The organism is Mycobacterium sp. IS-836, assembly GCF_001954275.1.
In the GTDB taxonomy this organism is placed as follows: Bacteria; Actinomycetota; Actinomycetes; order Mycobacteriales; family Mycobacteriaceae; genus Mycobacterium.
This window is the reverse complement of record NZ_MBEU01000053.1, coordinates 12,783-27,290: the sequence shown is the minus strand read 5'-3', so window position 1 is coordinate 27,290 and position 14,508 is coordinate 12,783. Positions and strand designations below refer to the sequence as shown.

Below are 14,508 nucleotides of genomic sequence, written 5' to 3'. Positions count from 1 at the left end.
AATACCGGGTTACGGGGCTCGGCCAACTTATCGTCAATTCGTGTACCGCCGAACGGTCTTGAAGCTACCGCTGGTGTTGGCAGCGGGCAGTGCGCTGGCCCACGCACCCCGTGCCTCCGCCGAACCAGCACCCCGCTCGTCCGGGGAGATAACCCGGTGGTCGGCCGAACGCGCCAATCGCTGGTATCAAGCCCAAGGTTGGCTTGTCGGAGCGAATTTCATCACTTCCAACGCCATTAACCAGCTCGAGATGTTTCAGCCCGGCACCTACGATCCCCGGCGCATCGACACCGAACTTGGCTGGGCCCGCGCGGCCGGGCTCAACAGCGTGCGGGTCTTCCTCCACGATCAGCTCTGGGCCCAAGACGCCCGCGGCTTCCTGATGCGTCTGGCGCAGTTCGTCAATATCGCCGCGCGCCACCGCATTAAGCCGCTGTTCGTTTTCTTCGACTCGTGCTGGGATCCGTTACCCAGACTGGGTCCGCAACACGCGCCGAGGCCCGGCGTGCACAACTCCGGATGGGTGCAGAGCCCTGGAGCCGAGCACCTCGGCGATCCCGCCTACGCCCGCCTGCTGCGTGACTACGTCACCGGGGTGTTGACCCAGTTCCGCACTGACGACCGGGTTTTGGGCTGGGACCTGTGGAACGAGCCGGACAATCCGGCGAAGGTGTACAGCAAGGTCGAGCGCCCAGACAAGCTGGACCGCGTGGCGGAGCTGCTCCCCCAGGTGTTCCTGTGGGCGCGTGCTGTCGATCCGAGTCAACCGCTGACGAGCGGTGTGTGGCGAGGTGACTGGGGTGAGCCGGCGAGACTCAGCGCCATCAGCGCCATGCAGCTGGACAACTCCGACGTGATCACGTTTCACTCCTATGCCGAACCCACGGCCTTCGAGTCCCGGATCAACGAGCTTGCCCCCCTTGGGCGCCCGATCATTTGCACCGAGTACATGGCGCGGCCGCAGGGCAGCACCGTCGAGTCGATCCTGCCCGTGGCGAAGCGCCACAACGTCGGCGCGTTCAACTGGGGCCTGGTGGCCGGGAAGACCCAGACCTACTTTCCGTGGGACTCGTGGGATCACCCGTACACGGCACCGCCGAAGGTATGGTTCCACGACCTTCTGCTGCCCGACGGGCGGCCATACCGGGAGAGCGAAATTCAAGCGATCCGCGGACTTACCGGCGCGCAAGGCTAGTGCTGCCGAAGGGGTTTCGGCGTCGATGACGACGGTGCACTGCCATACAGGCCCAACCCCCGGGCGGCCTCCGTGGCCACTTCGCCGCGCAGATCCGAGATCGGGGAGCTGCCGCGCACATGGATCGCGTTCGAGAGCAGGATGACGTAGGTATCCGATTCCGGATCCAGCCACAGCGTGGTTCCGGTGAACCCCGTATTGCCAAAGCTGCCAACGGGAAAGATCGACCCGCGGGGTCTGGAAAAGGGAGTGTCGATGTCCCAGCCGAAGCCGAACAGATTCTGTCCGTTGATGGCCGGATAGCTCGGAACGGTGGCCCTGCGGGCCGCATCGTTCGCCGCTTGAAGTTGTCGGGCGCTATGCCCGGGCTGCTCCGGCGTCGTCATCATCTCGAGAGTCACTTGCTGCAGCGGAAACTTGCTCGGGCGGCCCGCAAGTCGATCAAGCAGGGCCTGCGCAAAAATGCTGACGTCGTGCGCCGTCGCGAACACACCGGCATTCCCGGCCACTCCCCCCATGCGGCGCGCCGTCGGGTCGTGCACGGTGCCGCGAAGCAGGTGACCGTAATCGGGATTCTTGCTTGGATCGGCTCTGTTTTCCTCGTCGAGCGCCGTCGGTGCGATGCGCGGCAAGAGACTGGCCGGAGGAAGGTAGCGGGTGTCCTCCATGCCCAGCGGCCCGAATACGTTTTGCTCTACGTAGACGTCTTCCGCCTGGCCCGTGATCTTTTCGAGCAGCGCCCCGAGTAGCAGGAAGTTGATGTCGGAGTAACGGAACACCTCGCCGGGACCCGACTGCAGCGGCGTGGTGAGCGCACGACGGATGCCCTCCGCCTTGTCGGGTCCGTCCAATCCCCATGGGTCGCCGAGGTTTACGTCTATCGGTTCGCCCGAGGTGTTTGTCAGCAACATGCGCAGCGTCACCCCGGCGCGCTGCGGGTCGTTGCCCGCGTTGAACTCGGGCAAATAGTTCTGAACCGGATCGTCGAAGCCGACCTTGCCTTGTTCGTAGAGCTGCATGACGGCGATCGCCGTCGCGAGGCACTTCGTCAACGACGCCAAGTCGAAGATCGTGTCCTCGGTCATCGGCTCTGCGGGTGCGGGCGATCCGTCCAGCCCCTGTTCGCCCGCAAGCTTGCGCGAGCCAAACGCCTGATGGAAGACGACGTTGCCGGCGTGCCCGATCACGACCACGGCACCCGGCAGCCTGTTTGCGGCGACCGCATTGTTCATCAGCTTGGCGACGGCTGCGAAGTCCCCCGCGGCCCCCGCAGCCGGCGGCGGGGTCGCCTGCGGTGGCTCCGTCGCCTGTATCGGCGCCGTTGCCTGCGGCGGCTGCATCGCCTGCGTTGGCTGCGTCGCCTGCGGCGGCTGCATCGCCTGCGTTGGCTGCGTCGCCACCGCGCTGCCGTGGGCTGCCAGGTGGCCCGGATAGCCACGCGAGGAAGGCAGAGCGAGGATAAGCAGGACGGCTCCAACAGTGATGGCCGTCCGCACGGGCCACGCCATCGACCCGAGTTCGGGCATATCGCAAGGGTAGGCCGACGGTCCAGAGCCGAACGAGGTGGAACCAAGCGTGAGGACTCACCCCAGTTGACGTCTCGCAGGCGGGGGATTGCCGTGCTGGCGAGCGCGATGGCGGCGGGGGTCATGCTGGCGCAGTGCAGCGCCGCGCCCCTGGCATTTGCCGATGACTCGGTTCAGCCGGTCACCGCGGAGGAACTCGGTGCGAGCTGGCGGCCGGGTTGTCCGGTCGAACCCGCGCGGCTGCGGCGGGTCGGCGTCGACCACATCGGTTTCGACGGCCAGACCCACCGCGGCGAGCTGATCGTGCACGAAGACCTGGTGCCGCAGGTCATCGCGATCTTCGAGCAGCTTTACCGACTGCGCTTTCCCATCGAGAAAATCCGCACCGCCGACCACTATCCCGGCGCCGACGACGAGCTATCCATGGAAGACGACAACACGTCGGCGTTCAACTGCCGAGGCATCCCGGGGTCCAGCGAATGGTCTCAACATGCCTACGGTCGGGCCATCGACGTCAATCCCCTTCTCAACCCGTGCGTCTACGCAAGCGGCGTATTCGAACCGCGGAACGCGGCGCCGTATCTCGATCGCAGCCGCACGGACCCGGGACTCCTGCACAACGGCGACCCGGCCGTACGCGTCTTCACCGACCGAGGCTGGCAATGGGGCGGCCATTGGTCGAGTCCCGTCGACTACCAGCACTTCGAGCTGCCTTCACGATGAATTACGCCGGCTCAGATACCGCCGCAGATCGATACAAACGGTATGGGCGCACAGATGCCGATAGAGACGTATGGTCGCGGGCCGTAATACGCGGGCGGAGATGGAAGCGCTGGCGGCGGAGGTGGTGCCTCTGGCGGCGGGGGCGGCAAGGCTGGCGGCGGGAGTGCTTGTGCGAGAACGACGCACGTATCGGATGGCGCGTCATAGGTCCAGGTCGCGTGACCGCCTAGGCATGAGCACGGTCGATGCCCGCGAGCATCCGGCCCGGTTCCAGCCGATGGCCGGCAGGGCGGCTGGTTCTGATGGTTGCTGAAAGCTGCCCGTAATTCTCCTGCGTACTGGCTGCGTACTAGCCACATCACCCGGGCGGCAACGTCACAAAGTGGGACAATTTGTAGGTGACGACAACAACGCGGCTATTAGGGGGGCAGAAAAGGAACAACTAATTTGAAGAGGGCAATATTGGGCGTGTCAACTGCAGCAGCCATAGCACTGGCACCCCTCTGCATTCCACCAGCACAAGCGCACGCCGACGATCCCTGTGTCAGCATCACCGATCCCGCCGCCCACCAGGCTTGCATCGACAAATCCCGGCGCGAGAACCCCCTGCACAGATACCAAGGCAATTGCGATGCCACCGCCCTTTATGGACAGATGGGCCAACTTTGTCGGGACTTCTGGATCCGAAAGTCTGCCCCCCAATGGAGGGTGGGCTGAAGTCAACCCACCGCCCCGGCTGATCAAGAGATCAGGCCCCGGCGGGGCAACTTTCGGGCGGCCTCGTCATCCACGACCGATCGGCTAGCGCTTGCAAATAGAAAAGAAGCCGTTTCACCCGTACTAATGCCCGGCTAGTTTGTGGCGGTGGCGGAGGGATTTGAACCCTCGGACGGTGTTAGCCGTCACACGCTTTCGAGGCGTGCTCCTTAGGCCGCTCGGACACGCCACCGCCGAGCAGCTTACCGAACCGTCCGCCGCTCACCCCAATCGCTGGCGGGCGAAGAAGGCCTCCAGCGGTGCGGCGCATTCTTCCGCAAGCACGCCGCCCCGCACGGCCGGGCGGTGGTTGAGCCGACGATCGCGGACCACGTCCCACAGCGATCCGACCGCTCCCGTCTTCGGCTCCCAGGCGCCAAAGACCAGCCGCTCGATGCGAGCCAGCACCAGCGCGCCCGCGCACATGGTGCAGGGCTCGACGGTCACCGCCAGCGTGGTCCCCTGTAGCCGCCACCCGTCGCCCAGCACGCCGGCCGCCGCCCGCATCGCCAGGATCTCCGCGTGCGCGGTCGGATCACCAAGGGCCTCACGGGCATTCACCGCCCGGGCTAGTTCGGTTCCGTCGGGGCCGACGACCACCGCCCCGATGGGGACGTCGCGGGGTCCCGCCGTCGCGGCGACCGACAGCGCGGTACGGATCAGATCTTCGTCAGCGATCACCGACCGAGGCGGTCGATCACCGCCGACAGCTGGTCGGCAAAGCCCATCTCCCGGGCGATGCGGCCCAACTGCTCGTCGGCGTAAAGGTCGGACTCATCGAGGATGACACCGAGTACCGCCTCGGGCAGGCCCACGTCCGACAGCAACCCGAGATCGCCCTCCTCGAACGGCTCCACGTCCTCGAGATCCTCGGGATCGATATCGGCGTCGAGATTGTCCAGCACCTCGGCCGCGATGTCGTAGTCCAGCGCGGCCGTGGCGTCCGACAGCAGCAGCCTGGTCCCCGACGGAGCCGGGCGCACAATAACGAAGAATTCGTCGTCGACATCGAGAAGCCCAAACACCGCTCCGGCGCTGCGTAGTTCACGCAGCTCCGTCTCGGCCGCCGACAGACTCGTCAACGACTTGGTGGCCATTGGGTAGCAGCGCCACTGGCCCTCTTCGCGCACGACCGCGACGCCGAAGCCGTCCGGCACGTCCGCGGACGGGCCCTGTGCGGAGGCCCGTTGTGCTCCCATGGCCGCATACGCTAGTCGCTGACCAGGCCCCTTGACCAGACAGACGCACCCGTGCGAGCGAACCTGAACCACCACGGCGCGCGGAACTGTGCCAACCTTGGACTGTGGCTCGGACTGCAACGAAGACACCGATATGCGTGCTCGGTCTGGGACTGATCGGCGGCTCGATCATGCGGGCCACCGCAAAAGCCGGCCGCGAGGTATTCGGCTACAACCGGTCGGTGGAAGGCGCGCAGGGAGCCGTCGCCGACGGCTTCGACGCCACCACCGACCTCACCGAAACGCTGACCCGCGCCGCCGACCTCGGCGCACTCATCGTGCTGGCCGTGCCGATGCCGGCCCTGCCCAGCATGCTCGCCCACATCAGCGAATTGGCCCCCGACTGTCCGCTGACCGACGTCACCAGCGTCAAACGCGCGGTGCTCGACGAGGTCGCGGCGGCCGGTCTGCTGCGGCGCTTCGTCGGCGGTCACCCGATGACGGGCACCGCCGAGTCCGGTTGGCCCGCCGGCCATGCCGGGTTGTTCACCATGGCCCCGTGGGTCATCAGCGTCGACGACCATGTGGATCCCGAAGTGTGGTCAATGGTCATGACGCTGGCGCTGGACTGCGGCGCGGCGGTGGTGCCGGCCAAGTCCGACGAGCACGACGCCGCCGCGGCCGCCATCTCACACCTGCCGCATCTGCTCGCCGAGGCCCTCGCCATCACCGCCGCCGAGGTGCCGCTGGCGTTCGCGCTGGCCGCAGGGTCTTTCCGAGATGGCACGCGGGTGGCCGCCAGCGCGCCGGACCTGGTGCGCGCGATGTGCGAAGGCAACTCCAGCGAACTGCTGCCCGCCCTCGACCGTGCCATCGAGCTGCTGAGTCGTGCGCGCGACTCCCTCGACCGGGACATCTCGGTGGCCGAGCTCGTCGAAGCCGGCCACGCGGCGCGAACCCGTTTCGACAGCTTCCCGCGCTCCGACATCTTCACCATCACCATCGGCGAGGACAACTGGCGCGAGGAATTGGCCGCCGCGGGCCGGGCCGGCGGGGTGATCAGATCCGCTCTGCCAACCCTGGATAGTCGACGATGAACCCGTCGGCGTCGACGCTCACGTTGGTGTCGGCGACCGGCGAACGCAGCTTGATCCCGTCGAGACTGCCCGCGCTGGTGTAGCTGACGACGGCCGCGGTGACGGTCATCTCGGGCACGTTCACATAGACCATCGGCAACGCGATCGACTCCGCATGTTCGTGCAGCCCGAGCCGCCGGATCGGCAGGGCGTTGAAAAACGGGCTGAACACCACGTCGACGTCGAGGGCACCGTTATACCCCGCGCGCGACTCGCCCTGATGGTCGGTCACCAACCACATGTTCTCCTCGTCGCGGGCAATGGCCAGCTGCCGTTCCCGCTCGGCCAGCGTCACGGTCAACCCGAACCGCTTGGTTGCGCCCGTCTCGTCGGTCTGCACCTCGTAGAAGGCGCCGAACGCCGGATTTGTCTCGGTGGCCGCGGCCACAATGCGGCCGTGGGCCCTGATTCGCTTGCCGGACACCTGAATTCGCACCGACTCCATCCGGGAGACATCCTGTGCACGCCAGGTCAACATCGCCGTCACGACGCGGGGAGTCGGATCCGTGGGGCCTGCGTTCACCCCCCTACCGTAAAGCGTGTCCACCAACCGCGGCAGGTTTGTCCGGAAGTGCGGCCACCGTCACCCGCTCGCGCCCCCGGGTAGCCCGGCGCAGCCGCCCGGTGCCGGGCACCGAGACCCACACCGCCGACGCCAGCAGACCGTCGAGGATCAGCGCCAACGCCGCCACCGCCAACGCACCGACCAGAGCGAGCTGGAATTCGCGCTGTTTGATCCCGTCGATCAGGTAGCGGCCCAGCCCGCCGAGGCTCGCGTACGCGGCGACCGTCGCGGTAGCGACGACTTGCAGCGTCGCGCTGCGCAGCCCGCCCAGGATCAGCGGCATCGCATTGGGCACCTCGACGCGCAGCAGCACCTGGGTTTCGGTCATGCCCATCGCGCGGGCCGCGTCGACCACCGTCGGCTCGACGCTGGCGATGCCGGCGTAGGTGCCGGCAAGTAGGGCGGGGATGCCCAGCAGCATCAGGGCAACCAGCGGCGGGCCCAGGCCCAGCCCGAACACGAGCACCCCCAACAGCAGCACCCCGAGCGTCGGCACCGCGCGCAGTCCGTTGACCGCGCCGACCACCAGCAGTGTGCCGCGACCGGTGTGCCCGATGATCGCGCCCAGCGGAATGGCGACCAGCGCCGACGCGCCCACCGCGAGCGCGGTGTACTCCAAATGCTCCAAGATGCGCGACGCCAGTCCTACCGGGCCGGTCCAGTTGGCGGCGGTCAAGAGGTAGGAGAGCGCCTGCTGCAGAAAGTTCATCGCGCACCGCCCGCTATCGGTGCCGGCACCGGGCGGCGACGGCGGGCCGGACGCGCGGCGCGCTCCCAGGGTGTGACGAAGCGCCCGGCCAGCACGATCCCCAAGTCGATGGTGATTGCGAGCAGGAGCAACACGATGATCCCCGCGAGGATTTGATCGCTCTTGTTGGTCTGGTAACCCATGGTGAACCAGGTGCCCAGTCCACCGATGCCGATCACCGAGCCCACCGACACCATCGCGATGTTGGTCACCACCACCACCCGCAGGCCGGCGATCATCACCGGAATGGACAGTGGCAGTTCGACTTTCACCACCCGCTTGAGCGCCGGATAGCCGACCGCGGTCGCGGCGTCCCGCACTTGGGCCGGCACCGCGTCCAGCGCGTCCAGCACCGCGCGAACCAACAGCGCGGTCGTGTAGGCGGTCAGCGCGACGACGATGTTGGCCTCGTCGAGGATTCGGGTTCCGATGATGACCGGCAGCACGACGAACAACGCCAGCGACGGGATGGTGAAGACGACGCTGGCCGTCGCCGTCGTCAGCCGCCGGGCAACCGGGGCACGCTGGACCAGCACGCCGACGGGCACCGAGACCGCCAAACCGATCAGCACCGGGAGCAGCGACAGCCGCACGTGCACGATGGTCAGAGCCCAGGCGTCGTGGAGATGGGTGAGCAGGTAGTGCATGGTCAGTCCCGCCGCCGGGCTTCCACCGCGGCCAGCACATCGGCGGCCAAGATGCCGCCGACGACCTTGCCGTCGCGGTCGACGGCGATGCCGACGGCCGACGGGGAGGACAACGCCGCGTCGAGCGCCTGGCTCAGGTTGCCGTCCGGACGCAGCTGCGAACCAATGGCGCTGATGCTGTCCGACAAGGACGCACCACCGCGGTGACGCCGCCAGCCGTCGGCGTCGATCCAGCCCAACGGCGCGCCGTCGTCCTGGACCACCAATCTCCAACCGTGCGTGATAGGCGCGCCGCCACCATCGGCCAGAGCGCTCGGCGAGATCCGCTCGATGTCGTGCAGCGGCAACCCGGCTGCGTCGATGAGCTGCAGCCAGCGATAGCCGCGGCCCAGACCGATGAACCTCGCCACAAAGTCGTTGGCGGGCCGCGACAGCAGGCGAGCGGGTTCGTCGTACTGCTGCAGGACGCCACCGTGTCCGAACACCGCGACCTGGTCGGCCAGTCTGAGCGCCTCGTCGATATCGTGGGTCACGAACACGATGGTTTTGCGCAATTCGCTTTGCAGACGCAGTATTTCGTTTTGCAGCTCGTGGCGGACCACCGGGTCGACGGCCGAGAACGGCTCGTCCATCAGCAGGATGGGCGGGTCGGCGGCCAGGGCCCGCGCCACCCCGACGCGTTGTTGTTCGCCCCCGGAAAGTTGCGCGGGATACCGGGTGGCGTGCTTGGCGTCCAGCCCGACGCGCTCCAGCACCTGATAGGCGGCTCTGCGGGCGGTTCGGCGGCCCTGCCCCTTGAGTACCGGCACGGTCGCGACGTTGTCGATCACCCGCTGATGCGGCATCAGGCCCGCATGCTGGATGACGTAACCGATTCCGAGACGCAGCTTCACCGGGTCGACCTTGGACACGTCCACGCCGTCCACCGTGATGGTGCCGGAGGTCGGTTCGACCATGCGGTTGATCATCCGCAGCGCCGTGGTTTTGCCGCTGCCGGAGGAGCCGACGAAGACAGTCAACTTGCCGTCGGGCACGTCGAGGCTGAGCCGGTCCACGGCGGTCCCGCCGCCAGCGAACACCTTGCTGACGTTGTCGAAGCGGATCATCCCTGCCCCAAGGGGTGATCGAAGCCGTTGTCCCGCACCCAGTTTCGGGCCACCTGGCCCGGATCTCTGCCCGAGTTTCCCGCCACCGCGGCGTTGAGCGCGGCCACCCCCGGTGAGGTCAACTTCGCCGAGACGGCGTCGAGTACTTCCTTGAGGCGATCGGACTTCTTCTGCGAATTCACCAGCGGCACAATGTTACCGGCTAGGAAGTTATGCTCGGGATCCTCGAGTACCACCAGGTGCTCCTGGGGGATGGCCGGTGACGTGCTGAAGATGTTGGCGGCGTTCACCCTGCCCTCGACCAGCGCGCGGACCGTCACGGCGCCGCCGCCGTCCTCGATCGCGACGAAATTGCCCGGGCTGATGTCCAGCCCGTACTTCTGCTTCAGGCCGGGCAGCCCGGACGGGCGAGCCTGGAAGTCCGAGGGCGCGCCGAATTTCACGTCCGGCGAGTGCGCCGCCAAGTCGGCGATTGTCTTCAGGTGCCAGTCCCCCGCGGTTCCACCCGTGACGGTGACGGTGTCCGTGTCGGATGCCGGCGAGGGGGTCAGAATCGACAGATCGCCGGGCAGCCGCTTGTAGAGCTCCAATTCGACGGCATCGAGCATGGTCGCCGTGGACTTGGGCTCGAAGTACTGCAGGAGGTTGCCGATGTACTCCGGCACCAAATCGATGGAATGGTCCTTCAGCGCCGGGATATACGTCTCGCGGCTGCCGATGCCCATCCGGCGCCCGACGTCAAACCCGTTGGCCTGCAACGCCTGTGCGTAGATCTCGGCCACGATCTGGGATTCCGGGAAGTCGCCGGAGCCCACGACGATGGATTTCATGCTGCGGGTCTCTTCGCCCAGCGGGTCCGAATTGCTGCATGCCGCAATCAGGCACGCCGTCGCCAGCAACGCCGTCGCGGAGCGGGTCGCGCTGCGCACGCGCAGCATCCTCATACTGGTGACCCTATCGGCAGAAACGACGGGACGCCGCAAGGTTTCCTGCGTGGTGTGGTTTCAATCCGGGCGCGATGGGTCAAAGATGACACTATGAGCAGCCAAACGCCTGACTCGCCCGACCAGCCGGCCCCCAAGCCCTCGCCACCGGCCAAGGGCGGCGCCAAGTCGGCAGAACCCGCCATCGGCTTCACCCGCGCCGGCGCCCTGTGGACCGCATTGATCGCCGGGTTCCTGATCCTGATCCTGTTGCTGATCTTCATAGCCCAGAACACGGCGTCGAGTCAGTTTCAGTTCCTGGGCTGGCACTGGAGCCTGCCGCTCGGTGTCGCGATTCTGCTGGCGGCCGTGGTCGGCGGCCTGATCACCGTCGCCGTCGGCACCGCGCGGATCCTGCAGCTGCGTCGCGCGGCCAAGAAGCATCACGCCGCGGCTTCGCAATAGCTCCTAGCCGGGCAGCTTGGCAAGTTCGGCCAGCCCGCGCGAGATCAACGGCGCCACCACCTCGGGCGTGAGCTCGGAATCCGTCCCGCGGGCCTGGTCCGACATGCGCCGGCGGAAGTCGATGCCCGCCGCGATGATGGCGAGCTTGAAGTAGGCCAGGGCCATGTAAAACTCCCAGTGCGCGAGCGACAATCCGGCGGCCAGGGAGTACCGGTCGGCAAGCTCGTCGGCCGTGGGCAACAGCGGTGACGTCCAGGCGGCCTGCGCGTTGACGATCAAGTCCAGCGCGGGATCGCGGTACACGCACATCAGCGCCGCGTCGGACAGCGGGTCCCCCAGCGTCGAGAGCTCCCAATCCACGACGGCGCGGACCCGCGTCGGGTCGTCGGAGTCCAAGATGGTGTTGTCGATCCGATAGTCGCCGTGCACGATCGACGTGCGGCTCTGCTGCGGAATCGCTTCGTGCAGACCGGAATGCAACCGTTCCACATCGGCGTCGCGGTGGTCGTCGGGCAGCCGCACCAACTGCCACTGCGAGCCCCATCGGCGCACCTGGCGTTCCAGGTAGCCCGTGGGCTTGCCGAAATCACCCAGGCCCACGGCGTTGGGGTCGACGTTGTGCAAGTCGACGAGCACCCGGATCAACGCGTCGACGCAGCCGTCGATGACGGTGTGGCTGAACGCTTCCAGTTGGGCGCGGCGGCGGACCACTTGCCCGGCAACGAATTCGACGATCTGGAACGGCGCGCCGAGCACCGAGTCGTCCTCGCATAGCGCGATCGCGCGGGCGACCGGTACCGGTGTGTCCTGCAGCGCCGCAACCACCTTGTACTCGCGGGCCATGTCGTGCGCCGACGGCGTCAACCCATGCAGGGGCGGACGCCGAACGAGCCAATTGGTTTTGTCGTCGTAGACCCGGAACGTCAGATTGGAGCGGCCACCGGAGATGAAGTCCGCCCGCAGCTCGCCGTCGCGGTCGATGCCGAGCGAACGCAGATACCGGTCCAGCGCGGGCAGGTCGAGCCCGTCGAGTCGGTCAGCCGAAGTCACCGAACTTGTTTACCATCGCTGGTTGCGCGGCAACAGGTCCCACACGTGTTCGACGGCGTTCACCGTCGCCACGGTTGCCTGGCCGGAGCGCGAGTAGAGCAGGCGCGTGAACGATGCGTAGTCCACGGGGAACGACAACAACCGGGCCGTCCCCAGAATGTGGTGCAGGAGCAGGTTGATCACTCCGCCGTGGCTGAACACGGCGACGGTGTCGTCGGGATCAGTGGCGGCGACGAGATCGTCCACGCCCGCCAGCACCCGCGCCCGGAAGGCGTCTTCGTCGACCGCGCTGGGCAGATGGCCCTGCGCCAGCCGCGCCCACTCCTGAGGGTTTTCCGCGCGGATCTGCTCGACGGGGATGTACACCGGAAGGTCGCGGTCGTATTCGGCGAATCGCTCGTCGATCTCGACGGCCAACTCCCGGGCCGCCGCGACCGGTTCGGCGGTCTGGATCGCCCGGCGCTGCGGGCTGCTGACCACCCGGGAGATGGGAAACCTGGCAAGGGCGTCGGGCAGGCGTGTGACCTGTGCCTTCCCCTCGTCGGACAGATCCGGGTCCGAACCCTGCCCGTGTTCGCTGCGCAGCGGCAACGCGTGCCGGACCAGCAGCACTTGCATGTTTGTTCCCGTCGTCGGATGGTGGGCAGCGCCAGTTTCTCATTGCGCGCAGGAGGCTCGACCTCGAGGAGGACAGATGACCCAGCCGGGCATGGATTGGGACGCCGCCTACCGACAAGAATCGCCACCCCCGTGGAGCATCGGCCGGCCACAACCCGAGCTGGCGGCCCTCATCGATCACGGCAAGATCCGCAGCGACGTGCTGGACGCCGGCTGCGGCCACGCCGCACTATCGCTGGCCCTTGCCGCGCGCGGCTACACGGTTGTCGGCCTGGACGCCAGCGGCACGGCGATCGAGGCGGCGGCCGCGGCCGCGGCCGAACAAGGGTTCACGACAGCGACTTTCGCGCAGGCCGACGTCGCGAGCTTTCGTGACTACCCGCCCGGATCCGAAGGCCGCTTCTCCACCATCCTGGACAGCGGGCTGTTCCACGCGCTGCCGCCCGAGAGGCGCCAGGACTACATGCAATCCATCTTTCGTGCCGCGGCGCCGGGGGCAGCGCTCTACATTCTGGCGTTCGTCGCGGGGGCCCTGGGCCACCAGGGCGAGGACGACGCGCCCGGCCCGCGCGGCTTTACCCAAACCGAGTTGCACGACGCGGTCTCGACCCTGTGGCGGGTCGATGACATCCGACCGGCGAAGCTCTACGGCAACGCCGATGCCGTCGGGTCCGGCACGGTACCCGACGTCGAGCGCGACGACGAGGGCCACTTCATGGCGCCAGGGTTCCTGCTCAGCGCCCACAAGGCCGACCGCTGACGCGGCCCCTTCCCAATCCCGTGGAGAATGCTATTCTCCATACGGAGATTGGGGTGTGCGGATCATGACTGCTGCCGGCGAAACGCAACTGGACCCGGGTGTTCTCGGACGTTGGCTCGACGCCAACGACGCACCGGGCAGCGGCGAAGAACCACTGCTGAACCAGCTGAAGGGCGGTTCCCAGAACACCCTGTACCTGATCGAGCGTGGCCCCGAACGCATGGTGCTGCGGATGCCCGGCGCGCGCGCCGATGCCGCCCGAATCGACGGACTGCTGCGCGAGATCCGGCTGGTACGCGCGCTGTCCGGCACCGACGTACCGCACGCGGAACTCATCGCCGCCGACGACACCGGCACCGTGCTGGGCATGCCGTTCTACGTCATGCGGGCCATCGACGGGTGGAGCCCGATGGACGGCGGATGGCAAGCGCCGTTCGACACCGACCTGGACGCACGCCGCGGCCTGGCGTTCGAATTGGTCGAGGGCGCCGCCAGGCTGGGCCGGGTGGACTGGCGCGCCCAGGGGCTCGAAGGGTTCGGCCGACCGGACGGATTTCACGAGCGACAGGTCGATCGCTGGCTGACGTTCCTGGACGCCTACAAGGTCCGCGAGCTGCCCGGCCTGGACGAGGCGGCCGACTGGCTGCGCCGCCACCGGCCCGCGCACTACAAGCCGGGCATCATGCACGGCGACTACCAATTCGCCAACGTGATGTTCGCCCACGGCGCGCCGGCACGACTGGCCGCGATCGTGGACTGGGAGATGACCACGGTGGGCGATCCGCTGCTGGATCTGGCGTGGGCGCTACTGGGCTACGACGGCGAAAACCCCAGCGACGACGGGTTCTACCTGGACATGAAGGGCATGCCGACGCGCAGCGAACTGCTCGAGCACTACGAGAAGATCAGCGGGCTGTCCACCGAGAACATCGACTACTACCTGGTGCTGGCCAACTGGAAGCTGGGCATCGTGCTGGAGAAGACGTACGCCGCCGGGGTGCGCACGGGCAAGGTTGACCCCAAGATCCAAGACACTTTCGGGGCGATGATTCCGCGGCTGATCGCCACCGCGGCCGAGCTCGCCCGGTCCCTCTCGACAGGAGGCCGCTGAA

The 14,508-nt window shown here is 67.2% G+C and carries 16 protein-coding genes and 1 tRNA gene; 6 read left to right on the top strand and 11 right to left on the bottom strand.

Annotated features, from left to right (window positions below):
• Positions 1 to 40 precede the first annotated feature (40 nt).
• On the top strand, positions 41 to 1,195 hold the full coding sequence (locus A5747_RS14020) for a 1,4-beta-xylanase (RefSeq protein ID WP_076125163.1): 1,155 nt from the start codon (positions 41 to 43) through the stop codon (positions 1,193 to 1,195).
• Here the strand turns inward: A5747_RS14020 and A5747_RS14015 are convergent.
• On the bottom strand, positions 1,192 to 2,703 hold the full coding sequence (locus A5747_RS14015; protein ID WP_076125161.1) for a serine hydrolase: 1,512 nt from the start codon (positions 2,701 to 2,703) through the stop codon (positions 1,192 to 1,194). The two genes, A5747_RS14020 and A5747_RS14015, sit on opposite strands and share 4 nt — an antisense overlap.
• 126 nt (positions 2,704 to 2,829) lie before the next feature.
• Here A5747_RS14015 and A5747_RS14010 point away from each other — a divergent pair, with 126 nt between their 5' ends.
• A complete protein-coding gene (locus A5747_RS14010; protein WP_083700438.1) occupies positions 2,830 to 3,444 on the top strand; it encodes a M15 family metallopeptidase in 615 nt (204 codons plus the stop codon).
• Positions 3,445 to 4,303: 859 nt separating this feature from the next.
• Here the strand turns inward: A5747_RS14010 and A5747_RS14005 are convergent.
• The 3 genes from A5747_RS14005 to A5747_RS13995 form a co-directional block, all read right to left on the bottom strand.
• A tRNA-Ser gene (locus A5747_RS14005) sits at positions 4,304 to 4,393 on the bottom strand.
• A gap of 29 nt (positions 4,394 to 4,422) precedes the next feature.
• On the bottom strand, positions 4,423 to 4,881 hold the full coding sequence (locus A5747_RS14000; protein WP_076125159.1) for a nucleoside deaminase: 459 nt from the start codon (positions 4,879 to 4,881) through the stop codon (positions 4,423 to 4,425).
• On the bottom strand, positions 4,878 to 5,399 hold the full coding sequence (locus tag A5747_RS13995; RefSeq protein ID WP_076125156.1) for a tRNA adenosine deaminase-associated protein: 522 nt from the start codon (positions 5,397 to 5,399) through the stop codon (positions 4,878 to 4,880). The genes A5747_RS14000 and A5747_RS13995 overlap by 4 nt, the downstream gene beginning before the upstream one ends.
• Positions 5,400 to 5,530: 131 nt before the next feature.
• On the opposite strand from A5747_RS13995, the gene A5747_RS13990 reads away from it, so the two are divergent.
• Positions 5,531 to 6,475, top strand: coding sequence for a prephenate dehydrogenase (locus A5747_RS13990; RefSeq protein ID WP_233148051.1), 945 nt, complete (start codon positions 5,531 to 5,533; stop codon positions 6,473 to 6,475).
• Here A5747_RS13990 and A5747_RS13985 read toward each other — a convergent pair.
• Genes A5747_RS13985 through A5747_RS13965 form a run of 5 tightly spaced genes read right to left on the bottom strand, consistent with a single transcriptional unit; the run spans position 6,438 to position 10,524 of the window.
• Complete coding sequence (locus tag A5747_RS13985; protein ID WP_076125151.1) at positions 6,438 to 7,037, bottom strand: putative glycolipid-binding domain-containing protein; 600 nt, start codon at positions 7,035 to 7,037, stop codon at positions 6,438 to 6,440. The two genes, A5747_RS13990 and A5747_RS13985, sit on opposite strands and share 38 nt — an antisense overlap.
• Before the next feature lie 4 nt (positions 7,038 to 7,041).
• Entirely contained in the window at positions 7,042 to 7,788 is a 747-nt protein-coding gene (locus tag A5747_RS13980) for an ABC transporter permease (protein ID WP_076125148.1), read from the bottom strand.
• Entirely contained in the window at positions 7,785 to 8,474 is a 690-nt protein-coding gene (locus A5747_RS13975) for an ABC transporter permease (RefSeq protein WP_076125146.1), read from the bottom strand. The genes A5747_RS13980 and A5747_RS13975 overlap by 4 nt, the downstream gene beginning before the upstream one ends.
• Positions 8,475 to 8,476: 2 nt before the next feature.
• Positions 8,477 to 9,580 carry an ABC transporter ATP-binding protein gene (locus tag A5747_RS13970; RefSeq protein ID WP_076125143.1) on the bottom strand — a complete coding sequence of 368 codons (1,104 nt, stop codon included), beginning with the start codon at positions 9,578 to 9,580 and terminating at the stop codon, positions 8,477 to 8,479.
• Positions 9,577 to 10,524, bottom strand: coding sequence for an ABC transporter substrate-binding protein (locus tag A5747_RS13965; protein WP_076125140.1), 948 nt, complete (start codon positions 10,522 to 10,524; stop codon positions 9,577 to 9,579). Before A5747_RS13965 ends, A5747_RS13970 begins: the two co-directional genes overlap by 4 nt.
• A 93-nt stretch (positions 10,525 to 10,617) precedes the next feature.
• Between A5747_RS13965 and A5747_RS13960 the strand changes: the two genes are divergently transcribed.
• Positions 10,618 to 10,968: a lipopolysaccharide assembly LapA domain-containing protein gene (locus A5747_RS13960; RefSeq protein WP_076125137.1), complete on the top strand. Its 351-nt coding sequence runs from the start codon at positions 10,618 to 10,620 to the stop codon at positions 10,966 to 10,968.
• A 3-nt stretch (positions 10,969 to 10,971) separates the two neighbouring features.
• On the opposite strand, the gene A5747_RS13955 is transcribed toward A5747_RS13960, so the two are convergent.
• Positions 10,972 to 12,018, bottom strand: coding sequence for a phosphotransferase family protein (locus A5747_RS13955; protein ID WP_076125135.1), 1,047 nt, complete (start codon positions 12,016 to 12,018; stop codon positions 10,972 to 10,974).
• Positions 12,019 to 12,027: 9 nt separating this feature from the next.
• Positions 12,028 to 12,636: a histidine phosphatase family protein gene (locus A5747_RS13950; RefSeq protein ID WP_076125132.1), complete on the bottom strand. Its 609-nt coding sequence runs from the start codon at positions 12,634 to 12,636 to the stop codon at positions 12,028 to 12,030.
• Positions 12,637 to 12,712: 76 nt separating this feature from the next.
• Here A5747_RS13950 and A5747_RS13945 point away from each other — a divergent pair, with 76 nt between their 5' ends.
• Together A5747_RS13945 and A5747_RS13940 are read left to right on the top strand one after the other, a co-directional pair.
• Positions 12,713 to 13,396 carry a class I SAM-dependent methyltransferase gene (locus tag A5747_RS13945; protein WP_076125130.1) on the top strand — a complete coding sequence of 228 codons (684 nt, stop codon included), beginning with the start codon at positions 12,713 to 12,715 and terminating at the stop codon, positions 13,394 to 13,396.
• A 64-nt stretch (positions 13,397 to 13,460) separates the two neighbouring features.
• Positions 13,461 to 14,507 carry a phosphotransferase family protein gene (locus A5747_RS13940; RefSeq protein ID WP_076125433.1) on the top strand — a complete coding sequence of 349 codons (1,047 nt, stop codon included), beginning with the start codon at positions 13,461 to 13,463 and terminating at the stop codon, positions 14,505 to 14,507.
• The last annotated feature ends 1 nt before the right edge of the window (position 14,508 follow it).

Coding starts and splice junctions, on each gene's coding strand:
- A5747_RS13950 (WP_076125132.1), bottom strand. CDS start 12,636: ATGCAAGTGCTGCTGGTCCGGCACGCGTTGCCGCTGCGCAGCGAACAC.
- A5747_RS13975 (WP_076125146.1), bottom strand. CDS start 8,474: ATGCACTACCTGCTCACCCATCTCCACGACGCCTGGGCTCTGACCATC.
- A5747_RS13945 (WP_076125130.1), top strand. CDS start 12,713: ATGACCCAGCCGGGCATGGATTGGGACGCCGCCTACCGACAAGAATCG.
- A5747_RS14010 (WP_083700438.1), top strand. CDS start 2,830: ATGGCGGCGGGGGTCATGCTGGCGCAGTGCAGCGCCGCGCCCCTGGCA.
- A5747_RS14015 (WP_076125161.1), bottom strand. CDS start 2,703: ATGGCGTGGCCCGTGCGGACGGCCATCACTGTTGGAGCCGTCCTGCTT.
- A5747_RS13970 (WP_076125143.1), bottom strand. CDS start 9,580: ATGATCCGCTTCGACAACGTCAGCAAGGTGTTCGCTGGCGGCGGGACC.
- A5747_RS13940 (WP_076125433.1), top strand. CDS start 13,461: ATGACTGCTGCCGGCGAAACGCAACTGGACCCGGGTGTTCTCGGACGT.
- A5747_RS13965 (WP_076125140.1), bottom strand. CDS start 10,524: ATGAGGATGCTGCGCGTGCGCAGCGCGACCCGCTCCGCGACGGCGTTG.
- A5747_RS13960 (WP_076125137.1), top strand. CDS start 10,618: ATGAGCAGCCAAACGCCTGACTCGCCCGACCAGCCGGCCCCCAAGCCC.
- A5747_RS13995 (WP_076125156.1), bottom strand. CDS start 5,399: ATGGGAGCACAACGGGCCTCCGCACAGGGCCCGTCCGCGGACGTGCCG.
- A5747_RS13980 (WP_076125148.1), bottom strand. CDS start 7,788: ATGAACTTTCTGCAGCAGGCGCTCTCCTACCTCTTGACCGCCGCCAAC.